At 70.3% G+C, this 19,193-nt stretch carries 19 protein-coding genes; 13 read left to right on the top strand and 6 right to left on the bottom strand.

The annotated features are described in order from the left end of the window. Nucleotides 1–105: 105 nt before the first annotated feature. Entirely contained in the window at nt 106–975 is an 870-nt protein-coding gene (locus tag O7601_RS05620; protein WP_281565177.1) for an NAD(P)H-binding protein, read from the bottom strand. A gap of 84 nt (nt 976–1,059) precedes the next feature. Here O7601_RS05620 and O7601_RS05615 point away from each other — a divergent pair, with 84 nt between their 5' ends. From O7601_RS05615 to O7601_RS05605, 3 genes are all read left to right on the top strand, one after another. After that, the gene (locus tag O7601_RS05615) at nt 1,060–1,476 is read left to right on the top strand and encodes a MarR family transcriptional regulator (RefSeq protein WP_281565176.1); all 417 of its coding nucleotides are present in this window, start codon (nt 1,060–1,062) and stop codon (nt 1,474–1,476) included. A 512-nt stretch (nt 1,477–1,988) separates the two neighbouring features. Further along, entirely contained in the window at nt 1,989–3,518 is a 1,530-nt protein-coding gene (locus tag O7601_RS05610; protein WP_281565175.1) for a non-reducing end alpha-L-arabinofuranosidase family hydrolase, read from the top strand. A gap of 158 nt (nt 3,519–3,676) precedes the next feature. Then, a complete protein-coding gene (locus O7601_RS05605) occupies nt 3,677–4,822 on the top strand; it encodes a glutamate--cysteine ligase (protein ID WP_281566803.1) in 1,146 nt (381 codons plus the stop codon). Nucleotides 4,823–4,834: 12 nt separating this feature from the next. Here the strand turns inward: O7601_RS05605 and O7601_RS05600 are convergent, their stop codons facing one another. Both O7601_RS05600 and O7601_RS05595 read right to left on the bottom strand, forming a co-directional pair. After that, on the bottom strand, nt 4,835–6,619 hold the full coding sequence (locus tag O7601_RS05600; RefSeq protein ID WP_281565174.1) for an N-acetylglutaminylglutamine amidotransferase: 1,785 nt from the start codon (nt 6,617–6,619) through the stop codon (nt 4,835–4,837). A 220-nt stretch (nt 6,620–6,839) separates the two neighbouring features. After that, nucleotides 6,840–7,652 carry a pyridoxamine 5'-phosphate oxidase family protein gene (locus tag O7601_RS05595; RefSeq protein WP_281565173.1) on the bottom strand — a complete coding sequence of 271 codons (813 nt, stop codon included), beginning with the start codon at nt 7,650–7,652 and terminating at the stop codon, nt 6,840–6,842. A 110-nt stretch (nt 7,653–7,762) separates the two neighbouring features. Between O7601_RS05595 and O7601_RS05590 the strand changes: the two genes are divergently transcribed. Together O7601_RS05590 and O7601_RS05585 are read left to right on the top strand one after the other, a co-directional pair. After that, a complete protein-coding gene (locus O7601_RS05590) occupies nt 7,763–9,583 on the top strand; it encodes a carbon starvation protein A (RefSeq protein WP_281565172.1) in 1,821 nt (606 codons plus the stop codon). Further along, on the top strand, nt 9,583–10,035 hold the full coding sequence (locus O7601_RS05585) for a hypothetical protein (RefSeq protein WP_281565171.1): 453 nt from the start codon (nt 9,583–9,585) through the stop codon (nt 10,033–10,035). Before O7601_RS05590 ends, O7601_RS05585 begins: the two co-directional genes overlap by 1 nt. Here the strand turns inward: O7601_RS05585 and O7601_RS05580 are convergent. Next, nucleotides 10,001–11,407, bottom strand: a complete 1,407-nt coding sequence (locus tag O7601_RS05580; RefSeq protein ID WP_281565170.1) for an NAD(P)-binding domain-containing protein — start codon at nt 11,405–11,407, stop codon at nt 10,001–10,003. The two genes, O7601_RS05585 and O7601_RS05580, sit on opposite strands and share 35 nt — an antisense overlap. A 145-nt stretch (nt 11,408–11,552) precedes the next feature. On the opposite strand from O7601_RS05580, the gene O7601_RS05575 reads away from it, so the two are divergent. Next, complete coding sequence (locus O7601_RS05575) at nt 11,553–11,945, top strand: metalloregulator ArsR/SmtB family transcription factor (protein ID WP_281565169.1); 393 nt, start codon at nt 11,553–11,555, stop codon at nt 11,943–11,945. 130 nt (nt 11,946–12,075) lie between these two features. Beyond that, nucleotides 12,076–12,198 (top strand): 50S ribosomal protein L36, encoded by a 123-nt coding sequence (locus tag O7601_RS05570; protein WP_099848783.1) that lies wholly within the window; start codon nt 12,076–12,078, stop codon nt 12,196–12,198. Here O7601_RS05570 and O7601_RS05565 read toward each other — a convergent pair. After that, complete coding sequence (locus tag O7601_RS05565; RefSeq protein WP_348650229.1) at nt 12,158–13,162, bottom strand: DUF817 domain-containing protein; 1,005 nt, start codon at nt 13,160–13,162, stop codon at nt 12,158–12,160. The two genes, O7601_RS05570 and O7601_RS05565, sit on opposite strands and share 41 nt — an antisense overlap. Nucleotides 13,163–13,300: 138 nt before the next feature. On the opposite strand from O7601_RS05565, the gene O7601_RS05560 reads away from it, so the two are divergent. The 5 genes from O7601_RS05560 (at nt 13,301) to O7601_RS05540 (ending at nt 17,484) form a co-directional block, all read left to right on the top strand. Continuing rightward, nucleotides 13,301–14,467: a low temperature requirement protein A gene (locus O7601_RS05560; RefSeq protein ID WP_281565168.1), complete on the top strand. Its 1,167-nt coding sequence runs from the start codon at nt 13,301–13,303 to the stop codon at nt 14,465–14,467. A 248-nt stretch (nt 14,468–14,715) separates the two neighbouring features. Further along, nucleotides 14,716–15,294, top strand: coding sequence for a GNAT family N-acetyltransferase (locus O7601_RS05555; protein ID WP_281565167.1), 579 nt, complete (start codon nt 14,716–14,718; stop codon nt 15,292–15,294). Nucleotides 15,295–15,403: 109 nt separating this feature from the next. Beyond that, nucleotides 15,404–15,739: a YciI family protein gene (locus O7601_RS05550; protein WP_281565166.1), complete on the top strand. Its 336-nt coding sequence runs from the start codon at nt 15,404–15,406 to the stop codon at nt 15,737–15,739. After that, nucleotides 15,736–17,061, top strand: a complete 1,326-nt coding sequence (locus tag O7601_RS05545) for a sigma-70 family RNA polymerase sigma factor (protein ID WP_281565165.1) — start codon at nt 15,736–15,738, stop codon at nt 17,059–17,061. The genes O7601_RS05550 and O7601_RS05545 overlap by 4 nt, the downstream gene beginning before the upstream one ends. A gap of 63 nt (nt 17,062–17,124) precedes the next feature. After that, complete coding sequence (locus tag O7601_RS05540; protein ID WP_281565164.1) at nt 17,125–17,484, top strand: hypothetical protein; 360 nt, start codon at nt 17,125–17,127, stop codon at nt 17,482–17,484. A 66-nt stretch (nt 17,485–17,550) separates the two neighbouring features. On the opposite strand, the gene O7601_RS05535 is transcribed toward O7601_RS05540, so the two are convergent. Beyond that, entirely contained in the window at nt 17,551–18,477 is a 927-nt protein-coding gene (locus O7601_RS05535; RefSeq protein WP_281565163.1) for an SDR family NAD(P)-dependent oxidoreductase, read from the bottom strand. A gap of 110 nt (nt 18,478–18,587) precedes the next feature. Between O7601_RS05535 and O7601_RS05530 the strand changes: the two genes are divergently transcribed. Beyond that, nucleotides 18,588–19,151 carry a TetR/AcrR family transcriptional regulator gene (locus O7601_RS05530; RefSeq protein WP_281565162.1) on the top strand — a complete coding sequence of 188 codons (564 nt, stop codon included), beginning with the start codon at nt 18,588–18,590 and terminating at the stop codon, nt 19,149–19,151. The last annotated feature ends 42 nt before the right edge of the window (nt 19,152–19,193 follow it).

Here is a 19,193-nt window from a genome sequence, read left to right as displayed (position 1 = left end):
GGGCAACGACATGACCGAGACCCGGCCCGACCGCACGCTCGACGCCCGCGACCACCCGGTCGCTGCACATGGTCGAGCAGACTTTCCGGCATGTTGGCCGAGGTGTCAGGTCGCCTGCCCGAACGGCGGACCGGCGTCGGCCAGGAAATCCCGCAGAGACCGCGCGGGTCGTCCGGTCACCCGCTCGACGGAGTCGGTGACCTGCGCGAAGCTGCCAGCCCGTACGCGTTGGAAGGTCAGTGTGAACAGTTCCCGCTCGAAGCCGGTGGTCCCGTCCACGGCCTCGTCGATCGTCATCTCGCGCACGGTCACGGTACGACCCGCCGCAGCGGAGATCAGTTCTGCGGTGCGAGGGAGGGATAGCGCCTCGGGGCCGGTGAGCTCGTACACCCGGCCGGCGTGTTCCTCGTTCCGCAGCGCCCGCTCGGCCACCGCGGCGATGTCCCGGGCGTCGATCCAGGCCAGGCTGGCACCACCGCTGGAGAACGACAACTCCCCGTCGGTGATCGGGTCACGGTAGAAGCGCGGGTCGGTGAAGACCTGCATGAACCAGCTGGGCCGCAGGATCGTCCAGGCGTGGCCGCTGTCGCGTACCGCCCGCTCGGCCCGCGGTGCCCATCCGTCGGTGCCCATGTAGTCGGCGTCCTGCTCGGACAGCAGGACGATTCGGGTACCGGCGGGCGTCTCGTCGAGGAGCGCGCCGATGAGGTCCGGCGCGTCCGCACGGTCGGGCCGGACGATGTAAACGGCGTCCACGCCCTCGGTCGCCGCCTTCCACCCGGACGGGTCATCCCAGGAAAAGGCGATCGGGCGCACGCCGTCGATGTCGACCGAGCCCGGGTTGCTGCTGCCGCCGAGTACGTCAGCGCCCTCCTGCCTGACAAGTAGCCTGGCCAACGGCAATCCCGTCTTGCCGCGTACTCCGGTCACCAGCACTCGGGGCCCGCCGGCCCCCATCGAACTCGGACTCTTCACGTGGCACCACCTATTGGTTGATTCACTAAAGCTTCCCGGCCCACTAAAGCAGCGTTACCTGAGCGAGTCAACTAATCTGAGCTGATGACCGAGGTGGCGGACGCCCTTGCCCGGCAGGTGTGGGATCTCGTCTTCGCCTACGACGCAGCCTACGACCGCGCTGCGCAGGCCGCCGGGCTTAGTGCCGCACAGGCATGCCTGCTCGAACACCTCTCCCGAGACAGCCGCCCGATGGGGGAGCTCGCCTCGGAGCTGCGGTGCGACGCCTCGAACGTCACCCAGCTCGTCTCCCGAATGGAGGCCCGTGGCCTGGTCGCCCGGGTGCCCGACCTGGAGGATAGGCGGATCAAGCGCGTGTCGATCACCCCGGCCGGGCGTGAGGTGCGCCGCGTCGTCCGGGGCGCGTTCGAGTTCCCGGCCGAGCGGCTGGCGCTGCTCACCGACCAGGAGCAGCGTCAGCTTCACGGCCTGCTGGGGAAAATGTTGGACGCCGCTTCGTAGGACCGTGCCGGTTGAGCCCGGACCACCGCCTCGGGCCTCGAACCCGCCCGGCCGGGTTCGGCATGCCTCTGGGGGGGCCGCCGGTTGGCGTACGCGTCCGTTGGCGGCACTCCAACGAATGGCTAACCATCGATGTTAGCGTAACCATGCAGGCGGTCATGGGTGCTCGGCGGAAAGCTCGGCCGCTCGGGGCGGCCTGGGGCGCCACAGGTGGTCCGTGAGTGGTTGCGCCGAGGTGGCGGCAGGCCGGTGTCTGATAGTTCCGCGATGTCGCTACCTTGTGATTCCGGGACATTACGTCTTGACGAACGGCATGTTATCGCCCACAGTCGATGGTCAAGGACGGCGATGCCTACGGCTTACCGGGCAAGCCTGCTTCGTCGGGCCAGTGGACGAGGCGCGCGTGGGGACGCCCCGACATTCATGTTAGCGATAACACGAACCGCGCAGATGCTCGGCGGTGTGCCCATCCTCGGGTGGACCGGCCGGCTCTCGGTCATTGAAGGAGGAACATGTCTGCCTTTGGTAGGTCTCCAGCTATCCCGCCGCCCTCGCGGCAGCGTAGGTGGTTGCTGCGGGTCGCCGCAGCGGGCGTGACGGCGGTGGTGGCCGGTAGCGCCGCCGCAGTGGCGGTCTCGACACCCGCCGCAGCCGCGACGGTCGACACCAACGCCTGGTACGTGTTGGTCAACCGCAACAGCGGCAAGGCCCTCGACGTGTACAACCTCGCCACGAACGACGGTGCCCGGATCACCCAGTGGTCGCGGAACAACGGCAACCAGCAGCAGTGGCAGTTCGTGGACTCGGGCGGTGGCTACTACCGGTTGAAGTCGCGGCTGTCGAACAAGGTGCTGGACGTCTACAACTGGTCGACCGCCAATGGTGCCAGCATCGTCCAGTGGGCCGACCACAACGGGGCGAACCAGCAGTTCCGGCTGGCCGACTCCGATGGCGGCCACGTCCGGTTGATCAACCGGAACAGCAACAAGGTGCTGGAGGTGCAGGGCGCCTCGACCGCCGACGGCGGGAACATCGTGCAGTACGACGATTGGAACGGCGCCAACCAGCAGTGGCAGCTCGTCCGGGTGGATGGTGGCGGAAACCCGACGCCGACCACGCCGCCGCCGTCGGGTACGTGCAACCTGCCGTCGTCGTACCGGTGGTCGTCGACTGGAGCGCTGGCGCAGCCGCGGTCGGGTTGGGTGTCGTTGAAGGACTTCACGCACGCGCCGTACAACGGTCAGCACCTGGTCTACGGGACCACGCACGACACGGGTACGTCGTGGGGTTCGATGAACTTCGGGCTGTTCTCGAACTGGAACCAGATGGGTTCGGCCAGCCAGAACCAGATGCCGTTCTCGGCGGTCGCTCCCTCGCTGTTCTACTTCGCCCCGCGTAACGTCTGGGTGCTGGCGTACCAGTGGGGTGGGCCGGCGTTCTCGTACCGCACTTCGACGAACCCCACCAATGTCAACAGCTGGTCGGCGCACCAGACGCTGTTCACCGGAAGCATCTCCAACTCGAACACCGGCCCGATCGACCAGGCGCTCATCGGTGACGAGCAGAACATGTACCTGTTCTTCGCTGGCGACAACGGCCGCATCTACCGGGCGAGCATGCCGATCGGGAACTTCCCGGGCAGTTTCGGGTCGAACTACACCACGATCATGACCGACACGACGAACAACCTCTTCGAAGGCGTCCAGGTCTACAAGCTCCAGGGCCAGCAGCGGTACCTGATGATCGTCGAGGCGATCGGCTCCCAGGGCCGTTACTTCCGGTCCTTCACCGCCACCAGCCTCGGCGGCAACTGGACCCCCCAGGCCACCAGCGAGAGCAACCCGTTCGCCGGCAAGGCCAACAGCGGCGCCACCTGGACCAACGACATCAGCCACGGTGAGTTGATCCGAACCAACGCCGACCAGACCATGACCATCGACCCCTGCAACCTACAACTGCTCTACCAAGGCCGTGACCCCAACTCCGGCGGCGACTACGGCCTGCTGCCCTACCGGCCGGGAGTACTGACCCTGCAACGCTGACGGCATGCAGGTCCGGCTTGGGCACAGCCGGAGCGGGCGGGCTCGGTGCAGACCGAGCCCGCCCGGTCATTCGGTGGCTGCCGTTTGCCGGAGCTCTGGTGGGGAAGTCGCGCGAGTGCGGCGGCGGTGACCGTCGCCGGCAGGAGGGTACGCCGACGATGACGAACCAGCCGTCCATCGCACCGTCCCTGAGTGCCGTGGACGCGCCAGCGCGCCTGACCCTCGGGGTGGAGGAAGAGTTCCTGCTACTGGACCCGCAGACGGGGGAGAGTCTGCCGGTCGCCGACCGGGTGCTGACGGCCCTGCTCGGTGCGGCCCGCAACCAGAGCCGGCAGGAGTTCCGGCACAGCATGGTGGAGATGGTCACCCCGGTCTGTGCCGACCTGGCCGATCTCCGGGCGCACCTGATCACCTTGCGACGTGCCGCGGCGGAGGCGGCGCGGTCGGCGGGAGCGCAGCTGGTCGCGGTCGGAGCCACTCCGGTGCACGAACCGCACCGGACAGTTCCGGATGAACCTCGCTATCGTGCCATGTCCCGCCGTTTCGGTCCGGTCGCGCACGATCCGGCCGTGTGCGGCTGCCACGTGCACGTCGGCCTGCCGGACCGGGAACTGGCGGTGCAGGTCTGCAACCACCTGCGTCCGTGGCTGCCGGTGGTGCAGGCGCTCACTGCCAACTCGCCACTGCACGACGGCGCGGACACCGGCCACGCGAGCTGGCGTTCCATGCAGCTGGAGCGCTGGCCGAGCATCGGGCCCACCCCGTACTTCGCCTCGTTCGCCGACTACGCCGCGACGGTGGCGGAACTCGTCGACGCGGGCATCATGCTCGACGCGGCGATGGTCTACTGGTACGCCCGTCCGTCCGCCAGCTACCCCACCGTGGAGATCCGGGTCGGCGACGTCTGCCCGGGGGTGGACGACACGGTGTTGGTCGCGGCTCTGGTGCGAGCCCTGGTCGCCACCATGGCCGATAAGGTGCGTGCCGGCGTTCCGGCACCCCGCCTGCGGAGTTGCCTGCTCGCGGCGGCTCACTGGCGAGCTGCTCACGAGGGGCTCGACGGCCGGCTGATCGATCTGCGCGGTGGCGGTGCGCGTCCGGCGTGGGACCTGGTGGAGGAGCTGTTCAGCACGGTGACCTCCGCGCTGATCCGGCACGGCGACTTGCCGTACGTCCAGCAGCAGTTGGCCCGGCTGCGCCGCGACGGCACCGGCGCGGCCCGACAGCGCCGGGTCATCGCACGCACCGGTGGGGATGTGCGGGCGGTCCTCGACCACCTCGCCGCCGAGACCACCGCGGGCTGAACCGGCCTGCGGTCAGCGGATGTCGTGGGTCTGGAGCCAAAGTTCGAGCAGGCCCAACTGCCACAGCTTGTTGCTGCCCGCAGCGGCCTGCGCCTGCTCGGGGTCGGCGAGCAGCGCGTCCACGTACGCCTGCCGGAACAGTCCACGCTCGCGCGCTGCCGGCGCCCGCAACGCCGCCACCACGAGGTCACGGACCGGGCCGTCGACGTTGCGTAGCGCGGGCACCGGAAAGTAGCCCTTCGGCCGGTCGATCACCTCGGCGGGCAGCACCTCGCGGGCAACCTCCTTGAGCACGCCTTTGCCGCCCTGGGCAACCTTGTGCTCGGGTGGACAGGCTGCCGCGAGGGCAACCAGGTCCTGGTCGAGGAACGGAGTACGCACCTCCAACCCCCACGCCATGCTCATGCTGTCGACCCGTTTGACCGGATCGTCGGGAAGCATCAGGTGGGTGTCCAGGCGCAGCACCGCGTCCAGGGCGGTCTCCGCGCCCGGTGCGTTCAGCTCCGCTATCACCAACTCCCGGCTGGCGTCGGCGTCGACGGCGTGGGCCGGACCGACCACCCGGAGCAGCTCGGCATGGTCGCGGTCGAAGAAGGCGGCGGTGAAGGTCCGCGCCGCCTCGGCCCGGACCACCTGGGTCAGGGGCTGGTGGTAGCCGTATCCGGCGAACACCTCGTCGGCGCCCTGCCCGGACTGCGCCACCTTCACGTGCGCGGCCACCTGCTCGGAGAGCAGATGGAAGGCGACCACGTCGTGACTGCCCATCGGCTCGGTCATCGCCGCTACCGTCCGGCGGACGGCCGGCACCAGGTCGTCGTTGGCGAGTTGGATGCGGAGGTGGTCGGTGCCGTACGCGCGGGCGACCAGATCGGAGTAGTGGAACTCGTCGCCGGCCTCGCCGTGCCGGCTGTCGAAGCCGATGCTGAAGGTGCGGAGGTGCTGCTGACCGGCCTCGGCGAGCAGAGCCACGATGAGACTCGAGTCGAGTCCGCCGGAGAGCAGCACGCCGACCGGCACGTCGGCGACGAGCCGTCGTCGTACGGCGGTGCGCAGCGCGTCGCCGGTCGCGGCCCGCCAGTCCCGGTCGTCCCAGCCGGCGTGGGTCGGATCCCGGACGTAATCGGGCTGCCAGTAGCGGCGATCGCGGCTGCGTCCGTCGGCCTCGACGACCCGCACGGTCGCCGGTGGCAGCTTCCGGACTCCGCGCAGGATGGTGCGGGGCGCGGGCACGATCGAGTGCCACGACAGGTAGTGGTGCAGCGCCACCGGGTCCACGCTGGTGTCCACATCGCCCGCCTTGAGCAGCGCCGGCAGCGTGGAGGCGAACCGCAACCGGCCCGGCGTCTCGGCGAGGTAGAGGGGCTTGATGCCGAGTCGGTCGCGGGCCAGCACGAGCCGACGCCGGACGCGGTCGATCAGGCCCACCGCGAACATGCCGACCAGGTGGTCGACGAAGTACTCACCCCACTGTGCGTACGCCACCAGAATCACCTCGGTGTCACTGGTGGAGTGGAAGGTGTGCCCGGCGGCGCGCAGCTCTTCGCGCAGCTCGGGATAGTTGTAGACGCACCCGTTGAAGACCAGGGCGAGGCCGAGATCCTCGCGCACCATGGGCTGGCCGCCCGCGTCGGACAGGTCGATGACGGTCAGCCGACGGTGCCCGAGGGTCACCCAGCCATCGCTCCACAGTCCCTCGCCGTCCGGGCCCCGGGACCGCATCGCCTCGGTCATCCGGGTCACCGCGTCGGCGTCGGGGGTGCTGCCGTCGAACCTCGCCTCACCGCTGATGCCGCACATCACGTTCCGTCCCTCGTCCGCCATCAGGCGTTTCGGGATGGCCGGTCTGCCACGACGCTACGTGGCGGATGTTCCCGGCGAGGCCGGATCGCGGAAGGCGAACCGTAGATTTTCCTTGCGAAGGAGCAGCGTGGGGACGCTGGTCGAGGCCGTCAACAGGAGGTGGCCACCGGACGGTGCAGGAGCGGCTGCGCTCGTCGTCACCACTCGTGCGGACCGTCTAGGGGAGGGGGTGGTGGTGCCCGCCCTGGCCGTCGAGGGCGGCCCGGCAGGCCCGAGCGAGCCGGCGCTGGCGGATCAGCCGTCGCCACAGGCCGAGCGGCGGCGCGAGGGCGGCACGCGCAGGTGCCGCCGTCACGGCCAGGACGCCGTCGGTGAGCCCGCCCCGGATCGTCCACGGGGTCCACCGTTCGAGGTCGGGGGCGGAGAAGTCGTGCCCCAGCAGCACCGCCGGGCCGTTGGCGGGTGGCCGAGCCCCGAGGCTCCTCACTCGGACCGCCTCGCCTTCCTCGTGCTCGGGCCGGGTCACCGAGTCCACGTACAGCTCTCGATCGTCTCGGGCGACCGCCAGCACCTCGCCCGCCCCGCCGACGCGGGCGCCGACCGTGGTCGTCGTGACGACGTCCAGCGCCACGATCAGCCGGGGCAGGTACCACCAGTGCTCCCGGCGCAGCAGCGGCGAGTCGATCAGCGCGCGGGCCGGTGGGTACTTGCGCAGTTCCTGGTCGAGCAACTGTTCGGCGAACAGCGCGCCGTCGCGATCCTCGGTCAGCCGGGGCCGGCCGGTCACCGCGACCGGCCGCCAGCCACGCCCGGTGAGCCGGTCGTCGGAGACGACAAGCGCCACGACCGGCGCGGCGGCCAGCCCACGAGCGACGGGGGCCTCGGCGTACGGGAAGGCGACGGCCGGCCGCTCGCCGAGCAGCAGTGGCGTGACCGGCCGGGCCTGCGGTAGGCCGCCCCGGTCGAGCCAGGCCAACTCGCCGACGGTGGCGGCCTGGATCGCGCGGCGAACATCCGCATCCACGTTCATGTGATCCGAGCCGTTCGATTGACCTTGGAATGTGATCCCCGTTACATTACCGGCAGGTTTCGGGATCTGCACACGAGCGCCCGCCCCACGGGCCGCAAGGAGGCAGCCGTATGCCCGCCATCGTCGTCGTCATCGCGGTCATGGCGATGTTCGCCCTCGGCTACCGGTACTACTCGCGATACCTCGCCGACCGGGTGTACGGGTTGGACCCGGCCTACGTCACCCCGGCGCACCGGTTCTCCGACGGAGTCGACTTCGTCCCCACAAACAAGCATGTGCTCTTCGGTCACCACTTCACCTCCATCGCCGGAGCCGCCCCGATCGTCGGCCCGGCGATCGCGGTGTTCTGGGGATGGGGACCGGCGTTGGCCTGGGTGGTGTTCGGCACCATCTTCGCGGCGGGCGTACACGACTTCGGGGCGCTCGCGGTCTCGGTGCGACACCGGGCGCGCAACATCGGCACCCTGGCCGCGGACGTGATCAGCAAACGGGCCCGTACGCTCTTCCTGCTGATCATCTTCTTCCTGCTCACGCTGGTGAACGCGGTCTTCGCGGTGGTCATCGGCAACCTGCTCGTGGCGTACCCGGGCGCGGTCATCCCGATCTTCGTGGAGATTCCCCTGGCCATCGCGATCGGCCAGTACATCTACCGCACCCGCAGCGCGGCGCTGGTGCCGTCGCTCATCGGCGTGGCCGCGCTCTACTTCCTGATCTGGGTGGGCAACCTCTACCCGATCGAGATCACCGGGTTGGCCGACGCGCTCGGCTTCGAGCGGACGCGCGACCTGTGGGTGATCATCCTCTTCAGCTACGCGTTCATCGCCTCTCGGCTGCCCGTGTGGCTGCTGTTGCAGCCGCGCGACTACATCAACTCGCATCAGCTGTTCATCGCCATCGCGGTGATCTTCACCGGAGTGCTGGTCGGGATGGACCGGATCGTGGCGCCGATGTTCAACGACGTGCCAGCCGGGTCACCGAGCATCTTCCCGTTCCTGTTCATCACCGTCGCCTGCGGTGCGATATCCGGGTTCCATTCGCTGGTGGCCTCCGGCACCACCTCCAAACAGCTCGACAAGGAGACCGACGCCCGGTACGTCGGCTACGCAGGGGCGATCGGCGAGGGCAGCCTCGCTCTCGGGTCGATCATCGCGGTCACGGCCGGGGTCGCCGCCACCCGCGCCGAGTGGGAGGGGTTGTACGCCAGCTACGCCGCGGCGTCGGGCGGCGCCACCCGCAACTTCGTCAACGGCATCGCCAGCTTCGCCACAAACCTCGGTATCGAGTTCCAACTCGCGACCGTCTTCGCGGCAGTGGTGGTGATCTCGTTCGCGGCCACCACGATGGACACCGGTGTCCGGTTGCAGCGCTACATCGTGCAGGAGATTGCCGAGTTGGTCGGCTGGCGGCGGCTGTCCCGTCACCTCACCCTGGCCGGGCTGCTGGCGATCGCCGCACCACTGACGCTCGCCCTGCTGCCGGGCGGTGGGGACGCCGGCTACACCTTCGGGGTGCTGTGGCGACTCTTCGGCACCACCAACCAGCTCACCGCCGGGCTAGCCCTCGCCGTCATCGCGGTCTGGGTGATGCGTCGTCGACGCAACCCGGTCGCGGTAATCGTGCCGCTGGTCTTCCTGCTGGTGATGACGACCTGGGCACTCATCGTCCAACTGCGCGAGTTCGTGGCTGCCGACGAGTGGGTGCTGGCACCCCTGGACGCCATCATCTTCGTCCTCGCGCTCTGGCTGATCGTGGAGGCGGTGCTCGCCCTGCGCCGCGCCAGTGGCCAGCCCGTCGAGGCGGAACCGGATTCCGGGCCACCTCCGGACAGTGACGATGCGGGCACCACCGAGCCCGAGCCGGCCGACCGGTCGCAGCGGGCGGTCGGTGCCGAATCAGCAGCCGGTGCCGGTGCCACCGACGATCCCCGCTGATGGCCCGGCACCGGGTTCTGCTGATCCGACCATGGGATGCGCCCGGGGCCGGCTCCGGCTGCTGCACCGGCGCGGCCGACATCTGCGTCGAGGGCCGGCACGAGGATCCCACGTTGACGCGGCAACGGGCCGACCAGCGGCCGTTGGGTGAGGTCTACCAGGCGGTACGTGCCGGTCTGCCAGCCGAGATCGCGGTGGAGATCGTCGACCCCCGTAACACGCTGTTCCTGCTGCCGGCGATCGTGCGCGACGGTCGCCGGCACCGGCGGCACTGGCGGGCCCTGCTGCGAGACCTGGTCCGGGGTACCGGCTACGCGGCGATCATCGTGGACGGCCGGGTGGTCAGCGGGTCCGGCCTACCCCCGGCGGAACAGGCTCTACGCATCGTCCGCCAGGCGCTCGAATCGTCGGCCGCCCTCAGCTGCCGCAACAGCCGCCGGCCCGGTCGGTAGCCGGCGCGTCGGTGCTCAGCAGATCCAGCGGTGCGGCGAGCAGGCCCCCGCTGACGCCGGTGGCAAGGCCCTTGCCGGTCCGCTCGGGAGCCGGGCCGCAGCAGTCGTCACCGGCGACCGAGTCGGCCGGGTTGCTGCGGCAGACACCGGTTTCGGGCAGTTCGAGCCGTACGTCGCGAGCGGCCTCCCAGTCGCCGGCGAGGGCGGCGACCACGGATCGGGTCTGTTCGTAGCCGGTGGCCAAGAGGAAGGTGGGTGCCCGGCCGTAACTCTTCATGCCGACCGCGTAGTAGCCGGGTTCCGGGTGGGCGAGTTCGTCGACGCCGTGCGGTGGGACGGTGCCGCAGGAGTGTTCGTTGGGGTCGATGAGCGGAGCGAGGGCGCGGGTGGCGCCCATGATCGGATCAAGATCCAGGCGCAGCTCCGCGGCGATCGTGTGATCGGGCCGGAAGCCGGTGGCGGCCACGATCCGGTCCACCGTGACCTGCTCTTGCGTGTCGCCGCGCCGGACCATCACCGTGACCCGGCCGCCGTCGGGAGTGATGGCGTGGACGGAGAATCCGGTCAGCAGGCGGATGCGGCCGGTGTCGACGTGCGCCCGCAGCCGCGAGCCGAGCGCGCCCCGAGCGGGTAGCGCGTCGGCGTCGCCGCCGCCGTAGGTACGCGTCGGTGACAGCGATCGGATGGCCCAGGTCACCTCGGTGCCGGGTACGGCGGCGGCGAGCTCGGCGAGCGAGAGCAGGGTGTTGGCGGCGGAGTGGCCGGCACCGACGACAAGTGTGTGCCGACCGGCGAAGCGGATCCGGTCGACGCCGAGGACGTCGGGCAGCGCGTGCTCCAGGTGACCGGCAGCGCCCGTCTCGCCCTGAGCGGGCAGGCCGGAGGCACCGAGCACGTTCGGGGTGTCCCAGGTCCCGGTGGCGTCGATTACGGCCCGGGCGAGGATCTCCCGGCCGTCGGTGAGGCGGAGCAGGAAGGGAGCCGACTCCCGACCGGTGGTGCGCAGCCGGTCGTAGCCGAGCCGGCTGATCGCCGCCACCCGGGCGCGGTAGCGCAGCTGCGGCTTGAGCTGCGGCAGGTTCGCGAGGGGCTGAAGATAGTGGGCGACGAGGTCCGCGCCGGTCGGCAGGGCGTCCAGATCGGGTGCCACCCAGCCGGCCTCGTCCAGCAGGCGGCGGGCGGCCGGATCGATGTTGTACCGCCAGGGTGAGAAGACGCGGACGTGGGCCCACTGCCGGACGGCGGCGCCAGCACCGTCGCCGGCCTCCAGGACGGTGTATGGCAGCGCACGCTCGTGCAGGTGGGCGGCGGCGGCGAGGCCGACGGGGCCGGCGCCGATGACGGCGACGGGCAGCTGGTCCAGGTCGCTCATCAGTAACTCCTCAGGTTTGATGGATGTCGAAACAGCTTGCCGTGTCGGTCCCTCCTGTGCGGATGGGGATGGTGTCGACTGGCTGTCTCGACGTTCTTCGAATCAGAGAGTTGCACGTTGATTAGACGGGTGTCAACCTAGAGGCATGTCGAAGCAGGCGGCGCCATTTTCCCTCGATCTGACCGCCGTCCCCTGCTGCCCACCGCTGGCGCAGCAGCGGGTGTCAGGTGAGGCCGCCGCGCTGCTGGCACCCGCGTTCAAGGCTCTCGGCGACCCGGTTCGGCTGCAACTGATGTCGATGATCGCCTCGGCCGAGGGCGGCGAGGTGTGCGTCTGCGACCTGACCCCGGCCTTCGACCTGAGCGGTCCGACGATCTCGCACCACCTGCGGGCACTGCGCGAGGCGGGTCTGGTCGATTCCGAACGGCGGGGAACCTGGGTTTACTACCGCGCCCGGCCCCAGCTTCTGCGACAACTCGCCGCCCTGCTGGCGGTCGAACCGACATCCCCGGCCGACCTTCAGAGCGACCGGCAATAGGGCGGTGGAGGCGAGGCGGGTCCCTGTCGATGGCGGCACGGGCGATCCTGCCCGGTGCCGGGAATCCCACCCTCAGGGTCGGCGTTTCTCCGTGCGTACGAGATGAGACCCGAGCCGAGGAGAAACGGACATGAAGGTACGTAGTTCCCTCCGGTCGCTGAAGCGGAAGCCGGGTTCGACGGTGGTACGCCGCCGCGGTCGGGTGGTCGTGGTCAACCGGCTGAACCCGCAGTGGAAGAGCCGCCAGGGCTGACCTGCTGGTCGAGAGGCGATCGGTGCCGCTCCCGCTGGCCGACCGGCAGCCCACCAGGCGCGGTCTCATCGGTGCCACGGGGTGGCTGTCGGTCGTCGTCGGGCGGCTGCGGCGGTGCGATCCAGGTGACAAGCACCACCGAAATGATCATCAAGAGGAACCACGACGTCAGCTTCGTCAGTGACACCGGATGCCAACCGTCCGCCTGGCTCGGATAGAGCCAAGCATTCGACCAGGTGGCGATGTTCTCCGCGAGCCAGATGAAGAAGGCGACGAGGACGAAGGCCAGCAGCAGCGGCATGCGCAACCTGGCCCGGAATATCCGGAAGTGCATGACGCAGGGACCGAACACCAGCGCGACGGCCGCGACGAGCAGCCACCGTACGTCCGGCAGGTAGTGGTTGGCGAAGAAGTTGAGATAGATGGCGACTGCCAGCACGGCCGTCGACCAGCGAGGCGGGTAGCGCGTGAAGCGCAGGTCGAACAGCCGGTTCACCCGGACGAGGTAGGAGCCGACAGCGGCGTACATGAAGCCGCTGAACAGGGGCACCCCGCCGAGCCGGAGCACGCCGTCGGGCTCGTACGTCCACGAGCCGACGTGCGTCTTGAACAGCTCCATGACCGTGCCGACGAGGTGGAACAGGACTATCACCCGTAGTTCGCGCAGGCTCTCCAACCGCCCGGTGACCATGGCGACCTGGATGGCGACCGCGGCCACGGTGAGGGCGTCGTTACGGGCGAACGCGGCGTCGTCCGGGTACCAGAGGTGCGCCGCGCAGATGATCGCCAGCATGGCGGCACCGAACACGCACGCCCAGGCCTGCTTGAGCCCGAAGACCACGAACTCGGTGAACCACCCGGCCGGCCCGTGACGCGGTAGCCGGGCCAGCCCGGCGCGGAACCGGGCATCGATCGCGCGTTCGGCCGTGGTGAGGTTGGCCCGTCGATCGGGGGTGTGCTGCATCGCTCCGAGGTTAGTTCGCGCCCGGTGGCGCGGACCGGGGGTACGGCAGCGCGCGCTGACCTCGCTGTTTCCGGTCGCAGCGGGACGGCGCGGTGGTACGACTGGGGTGCGATCACCGGCGACGCGCGGAGGGCGACGATGTCCAGTGGGCTGCCGGCGCGGCTGCTGCGACGGCGCGAGATCTCCCGGCGGGCATCGTTCCTGGAACTCTTCTTCGACCTGGCCTTCATCCTCGCGCTGAACCGATTGTCACGTGCTCTTGAGGACGACCTCAGCGTGGGCGGGGCATTCCGCACGGCGCTGCTGCTGGCCGCCATCTGGTGGGTCTGGTTCGTGACCGCCTGGTCGACCGACTGGTTCGAACCGCGCACGCCGCTGATCAGCGGCCTGCTGCTCTGGGTGATGTTCGGCGGGATGCTGATGGCCGCTGCGGCACCGACCGCGTACGCCGGACACGCGCTGGTGTTCGCCGGTGCGTACGTGGCGATCCATCTGGGCCGGGCCGCCCTGCTGCTGCCGGCACTGCACGGGCATCCGCTGCAGCTGCGGACCCTGCGGGTGGCGATCTGGTTCGCCGTCTCCGGGGTGCTCTGGCTCGCCGGTGCCCTCGTCGGGCCGGCCCAGGTGGTCCTCTGGACGGTGGCGGTGGTGCTGGACTACTCGATGGCGCGACTGCGGTGGCCGACACCGGCGCTCGGTCGCAGCAGTTGGGAGAACCTTCAGATCATCGGAGAGCATCTCTCCGAGCGATACCAGCAGATCTTCATCATCGCCCTGGGCGAGCTGATCCTGACCGCTGGCATCACGTTCAGCCAACGCGGGTTCGACCTGGGCCGCAGTGTGGCGTTCGCGCTGATGTTCGTCAACGCGGTAAGTCTCGGCCGGCTGTACCTGGTGCCCGGCGGGATGCGACTGGGCGCCGCGATCGAGGCCCTGGGACCGCCAGGTAGCAGGCTGGGACTGCTCGCCGGCTACCTGCACCTGGTGATGGTCGCCGGCGTCCTGGCGACCGGGGTCGGAGCGCGGTTGATGATCATGGAACCGTTCTCCCATGGGCTGGCCGCCGCCGTGACGATGGCGGCGGGACCGGTGCTCTTTCTCACCGGCTGGATCCTGTTGGCGCTGGCCGTGCACGGCCGGTTCTCCTGGCAACGGCTGATCGGCATGGCTGCCATTCTGATCGCCGCCGTAGCGGGCCACGAACAGTCGTTGCTGGTCAACTCGGCGATCATCACCGGCCTGCTGATCCTGATCGCCCACGGCGACACGCTGGCCACGCGGGTACGCCGACGCAGGCGGTCCTGACTTTCGGTCGACGTGCGACGGGCAGGCCCGGCGCCTTAGTCACAGGCCCAGTCCGTCGAGCAAGCGGGCAAGACCGAACTCGAACCAGTTGTCCGACTCGACCTCCGGATCCCTGACCTCGGCCAGCCAGGGGTGCCGCCGGCTGCGTCCGGTGCAAGTCAGCAGCGCCGAGGTCTGCGCTGACCAGGTCTGCCAGGTCGCGCCTCCCGTTACGCGCTCGGCGCGTTCAGCCGCCGGCAGCAGCGCCAGTGCTCGTGTCCGCCTATGCCGCCGCGTTCGCCGACGAGGCCGTGCTGTGTTGGGTGATGCCGGATCCAGTGGACCGGGCCGTACGCGGGCCCCAGCTCGTCCACGAACTGTTGATCGAGGTGGCCGGCAGTGCCGAGGCCATCGTCGGTGAACTGCCCGACGGTGTCCTTGCCGGGGTGTCGCTCTGGCTGTATCCGGCCGAGGCCCCCAGGTTGGCCCCGGCCGTGCTGCCGCCGACACCCGACCCCGACCCCGACGCCGCGAGGGTCGCGCGACGCCTGGCTGTGGTTCAGGAGTTGGTGGTCGCCAACCGTCCGGGAATCCCCCATGTCTACCTGGCGTCGATGGGCGTGCTGCCGGACCTTCGTGGCCAGGGCATCGGTGGCCAGCTCCTGGCGAATGGGCTGGCCGGAGCGGACGCACGGGACCTACCGACGTACCTTGAGGCATCCACCGAACTGAGTCGTCGGCTCTACCTACGACACGGCTTCCACGACCACGGGCGACCGGTGGCACTGCCCGACGGCGGACCGGTGCTGCGGCCGATGTGGCGACCGAGTCCGACCGAACGTTCCTGACCGTGAATTCGAGCGAAAGATTGAACCCTTCGGTGGTCCGGAAGCCGGGGTCGCCGTTCGTCATGTCGGTGGAACCACCGCTACTGACGATTCGACGGAAGGCACTGACGTGAAGTACATGATGCTGGTCTGCACCGATCCGGCGCCGGACCCGGAGCCGAACAACCACCCCGACGTCGAGGCGTGGGTGGCGGAGCACGACGCGTCCGGCCGACGCCTCCAGGGCGCCCAGCTGGCGCCGGCGTCGGCCGCCACCACGGTACGGGTGCGCAATGGCCAACTGCTGGTGACCGACGGGCCGTTCGCCGAGGTCAAGGAAATGATCGTCGGCTTCGACCTGCTGGAGTGCGCCGATCTGGACGAGGCGATCGAGGTGGCCCGGGCGCATCCGATGGCCTGGGCCGGGCGGCTCGAACTCCGCCCGTTCGCCGACTTCGAGCAGTGACGGATCCGGCCGCCGAGGACGCGGTGCCGCGGGCGTCGACCGACGACGGCGGCGCGGTGCCGCAGCGGCGTGCCGACAACGGGGGTACGGCGGCCGGTCGAGCCGCGGCGGCGCAGGCCGTCGCGGCCACTGCCGTCGAGGCGTACCCGCGGATCGTGGCGGCCCTGATCCGGATCACCGGTGACTGGACGCTGGCCGAGGACTGCACGCAGGAGGCGCTGGCCCGGGCGCTGGACCGCTGGCCGTTGGACGGGGTGCCGGCCAACCCGGCGGGCTGGCTGATGGCGGTCGCCCGTAACCGGCTGCTCGATGTGCTACGGCGGGCCTCGGTCGAACGGCGCAAGCTGCGGGACGTGGCGGTGCTGGCGCTCACGGCCGCCACCGCCGAACCGGTGCCGGACGAGGAGGTGGTGGACGATCGGCTGCGGCTCATCTTCACCTGCTGCCATCCGGCCCTCGCGCCGCAGGCACGGATCGCGCTGACCCTCCGGACCATCTGCGCGGTGCCGACCGCCGACATCGCCCGGGCATTCCTGGTCAGCGAGTCCACCATGACGCGGCGGCTGACCCGGGCCAAGGCGAGGATCGCCGAGGCCGGTATCCCGTACCGGGTGCCGCGTGGGCACGCCCTGACCGAGCGGCTGCCCGGGGTGCTGGGCGTGCTCTATGTGCTGTTCACGCAGGGCTACGACGCGGACGGCGAGCCGGCCTTCGCCGAGGAGGCGATCCGGTTGGCCCGGTTGCTGGTCCGCCTCATGCCGGAGCAGGAGGAGGCGACGGCGTTGCTGGCGCTGTGCCTGTTGCAGCACTCCCGTCGTACCGCCCGGCGGGACACCGACGGCAACCTGATCCCGCTCGATCGACAGGACCGGTCCCGCTGGGACCACGCGGCGATCGCCGAGGCCGACCGCCTGCTCGCCGGGTTGACCGAACCCGGCCCGTACGCCTGGCAGGCCCGGATCGCGGCGTGCCACGCCACCGCGCCCAGCGCCGACGCCACCGACTGGCGACGGATCGCCGACTGCTACGACCAGCTCGTCCAGGCGCAGCCCACGCCGGTGGTGGCGTTGAACCGAGCCGTCGCGCACGGGTACGCGTACGGGCCGGCGGTCGGGCTGGCTTTGCTCACCGAGGCGCGTGCCGGCGGTGGGCTCGACGACTATCCGTTGACCCTGGCGGTGGAGGCGGATCTCGTCGCGCGACAGGGCGACAAGCGGCGGGCAGCGGCGCTGTTCCGCGCGGCGGCGGACCGGGTGCACGGCGATGCCGAGCGACGGGCACTGATCGAGCGGGCGCGTGGGGCTGCCGGACCCGGGTCGTAGCAATCGAGCCGCAGTATCCGGCCGGGCGGTGCTGCGCGGAAGACTCTTCCGCTCGATCCTGCGGTGTGCATAGGAGTTCTGCTCGCGTCGAGCGTGGCGGCCTGTGACGATCCGCCGCCGGACGCCGCGCCGACGGTACCCGCGCCGGTGTCGCCGGCACCGGCGGCGACCTCCGCAGGATGGACGGCTCCGCCGCTGCGGCTGCCCACCGTCGGGCCCGGCGACGCCTGCCCGGTCGCCGAGCCCCGGCCCTGGTCCGACAGCGACCGGGCGCACCGGGTGCTCGGGCCCGGCCCGCTGTACCCGGTCGCCGACTACTTCGTCACCACCGTGGATGGGCCGGGCTGCTACGCCTACCAGGTCGACGGGAAGACGTTCAGCGTGACGATCGTGTTCCGCGCCGTCCCGGCCGGTCCATCCTGACCGGCGGAGGGCAAGTCGACGGTGCCGACCGTCCCGCGCTTCGATGGCGACGCACCGCCCGGCGGCTCAGGACCGTAGTTCGACGGTCGGGCTCAGATAACTCACGCCGGTCGCGGCCTCGGAGACCTGCCAGAGCCGGTAGGCGAGGGCACGGTCGTCGCCCGGCGCGACGATCGGCCGGGCATGCACCCGGTCGTCCCACTTACGCAGCGAGGGGCCGAGGAGGACGCCCGTCTGCGCGGTCGGGCTCGTGGCGGCGTAGAGCAGCGGGATGGTGCCGCGTGTCGCGCTGCGGGCCACCAGGAGACCCTGAAGGCGCGTCACCGCCCGCTCGACCCGGCCCTCGACCTGGGCCGGCATCGACGTACGGGCCATCCCGGGATGAGCCAGGAAGCTGCGTACCGGGCTGCCGGCGTGCCGCAGCCTGCGGTCCAGTTCGGTGCCGAACAGGACGTTCGCCTGCTTGGAGCGGATGTACCGCTCGATCCGCGAGAGTGCCGGATCGCCGGCGAGGTCGTCCAGGTCCGGCCCGCCGCGGAGCAGGCGGTAGTAGGCGGAAGTGACGGTCACCACCCGTGGATCGCCATCCGCTCGAAAGAGGTCCAGGAGCAGTCCGGTGAGGGCGAAGTGGCCGAGGTGATTGGTGGCGAGGACCCGCTCGTACCCCTGCGGGGAGTGCGCGTGCGGGACGGCGCCGACCCCGGCGTTGTTGAGCAGCAGGTCGATCCGGCGACCCTCGTCGCGCAACTGCCCGGCGAAGGCCCGGACCGAGTCGAGGTCGGCCAGGTCGAGCCGCCGTACCTCCAGGTTGCCGGTCATGCCGGAGCGGGCCAGTTCGCTCTTGGCCGGGTCACGGACTGCCATGATCACAGTCGCGCCGTGGGCGGCGAGGTGTTCGGCGGCGACCAGGCCGAGGCCGCTGCTGGCGCCGGTGACGACGGCGGTGCGGCCGGTCTGATCGGGTATCTCGTCGAGCGTCCAGGCAACGGGCATGGCACGCCTCCAGTCGGTCAGGAGCGGATCAACTATCCGCTCTCAGCTGACGACCGTAGCATGTCGGCGGATAAATAATCCGCTAAGGGCGGATGGATTATCCTCGTACCGTGACGGGTGGGCCGAGGACGAACACCGAGTCCCTCCGGGCGGACTCGGCCAGGGTGCGTGCCCGGATGCTGCGGGCCGCCCGCGACCGGGTCGCCGCCGGCGACCTGGACCTGCCGATGAATGCGGTCGCCAAGGCTGCCGGGGTCGGTGTCGGCACCGTCTACCGGCACTTTCCCAGCCGGCAGGCGCTGCTGGAGTCGCTGGCCGCCGAACGGTTCGCCCTGCTGGTGCAGGCGGCCGAGCAGGCACTGGCCTGTCCCGACGTCGCCACCGGCCTGGCCCGCCTGCTCCGGGCCGCGCTGGAACACCAGCGTGACGACCCCGCGCTCGCGGTCGTGCTGGCCACCCCCGACAGCGCCGGCCCGCAGACGACGGAGCTGGCCAGAGCGCTCGCTGAGGCCGTCGACCGGCTGCTGGAGCGGGCCCGCGAGGCCGGGGCCATCCGGCCGGAGATCACCGCGGATGACGTCCGGGCGTTGTTCTGCGGATTGCAGCGCACGGTGCAGGTCGGGGGCGACACCGAGCTGTACATCGACATCCTACTTCGCGGCATCCGCAGGTAGTGCGGCGGCCAGAAGCGTTCACCGGATCGCGACCACGACCGG

Source organism: Verrucosispora sp. WMMD573 (assembly GCF_027497175.1).
GTDB lineage: Bacteria > Actinomycetota > Actinomycetes > Mycobacteriales > Micromonosporaceae > Micromonospora.
The sequence above is the reverse complement of the archived record's forward strand: the minus strand, read 5'-3'. Positions and strand labels throughout refer to the sequence as shown.

Excerpts from the sequence above, each read along its gene's own strand:
- O7601_RS05615 (WP_281565176.1), top strand. The coding sequence starts at position 1,060 with ATGACCGAGGTGGCGGACGCCCTTGCCCGGCAGGTGTGGGATCTCGTC.
- O7601_RS05610 (WP_281565175.1), top strand. The coding sequence starts at position 1,989 with ATGTCTGCCTTTGGTAGGTCTCCAGCTATCCCGCCGCCCTCGCGGCAG.
- O7601_RS05605 (WP_281566803.1), top strand. The coding sequence starts at position 3,677 with ATGACGAACCAGCCGTCCATCGCACCGTCCCTGAGTGCCGTGGACGCG.
- O7601_RS05600 (WP_281565174.1), bottom strand. The coding sequence starts at position 6,619 with ATGTGCGGCATCAGCGGTGAGGCGAGGTTCGACGGCAGCACCCCCGAC.
- O7601_RS05595 (WP_281565173.1), bottom strand. The coding sequence starts at position 7,652 with ATGAACGTGGATGCGGATGTTCGCCGCGCGATCCAGGCCGCCACCGTC.
- O7601_RS05590 (WP_281565172.1), top strand. The coding sequence starts at position 7,763 with ATGCCCGCCATCGTCGTCGTCATCGCGGTCATGGCGATGTTCGCCCTC.
- O7601_RS05585 (WP_281565171.1), top strand. The coding sequence starts at position 9,583 with ATGGCCCGGCACCGGGTTCTGCTGATCCGACCATGGGATGCGCCCGGG.
- O7601_RS05580 (WP_281565170.1), bottom strand. The coding sequence starts at position 11,407 with ATGAGCGACCTGGACCAGCTGCCCGTCGCCGTCATCGGCGCCGGCCCC.
- O7601_RS05575 (WP_281565169.1), top strand. The coding sequence starts at position 11,553 with ATGTCGAAGCAGGCGGCGCCATTTTCCCTCGATCTGACCGCCGTCCCC.
- O7601_RS05570 (WP_099848783.1), top strand. The coding sequence starts at position 12,076 with ATGAAGGTACGTAGTTCCCTCCGGTCGCTGAAGCGGAAGCCGGGTTCG.
- O7601_RS05565 (WP_348650229.1), bottom strand. The coding sequence starts at position 13,162 with ATGCAGCACACCCCCGATCGACGGGCCAACCTCACCACGGCCGAACGC.
- O7601_RS05560 (WP_281565168.1), top strand. The coding sequence starts at position 13,301 with ATGTCCAGTGGGCTGCCGGCGCGGCTGCTGCGACGGCGCGAGATCTCC.
- O7601_RS05535 (WP_281565163.1), bottom strand. The coding sequence starts at position 18,477 with ATGCCCGTTGCCTGGACGCTCGACGAGATACCCGATCAGACCGGCCGC.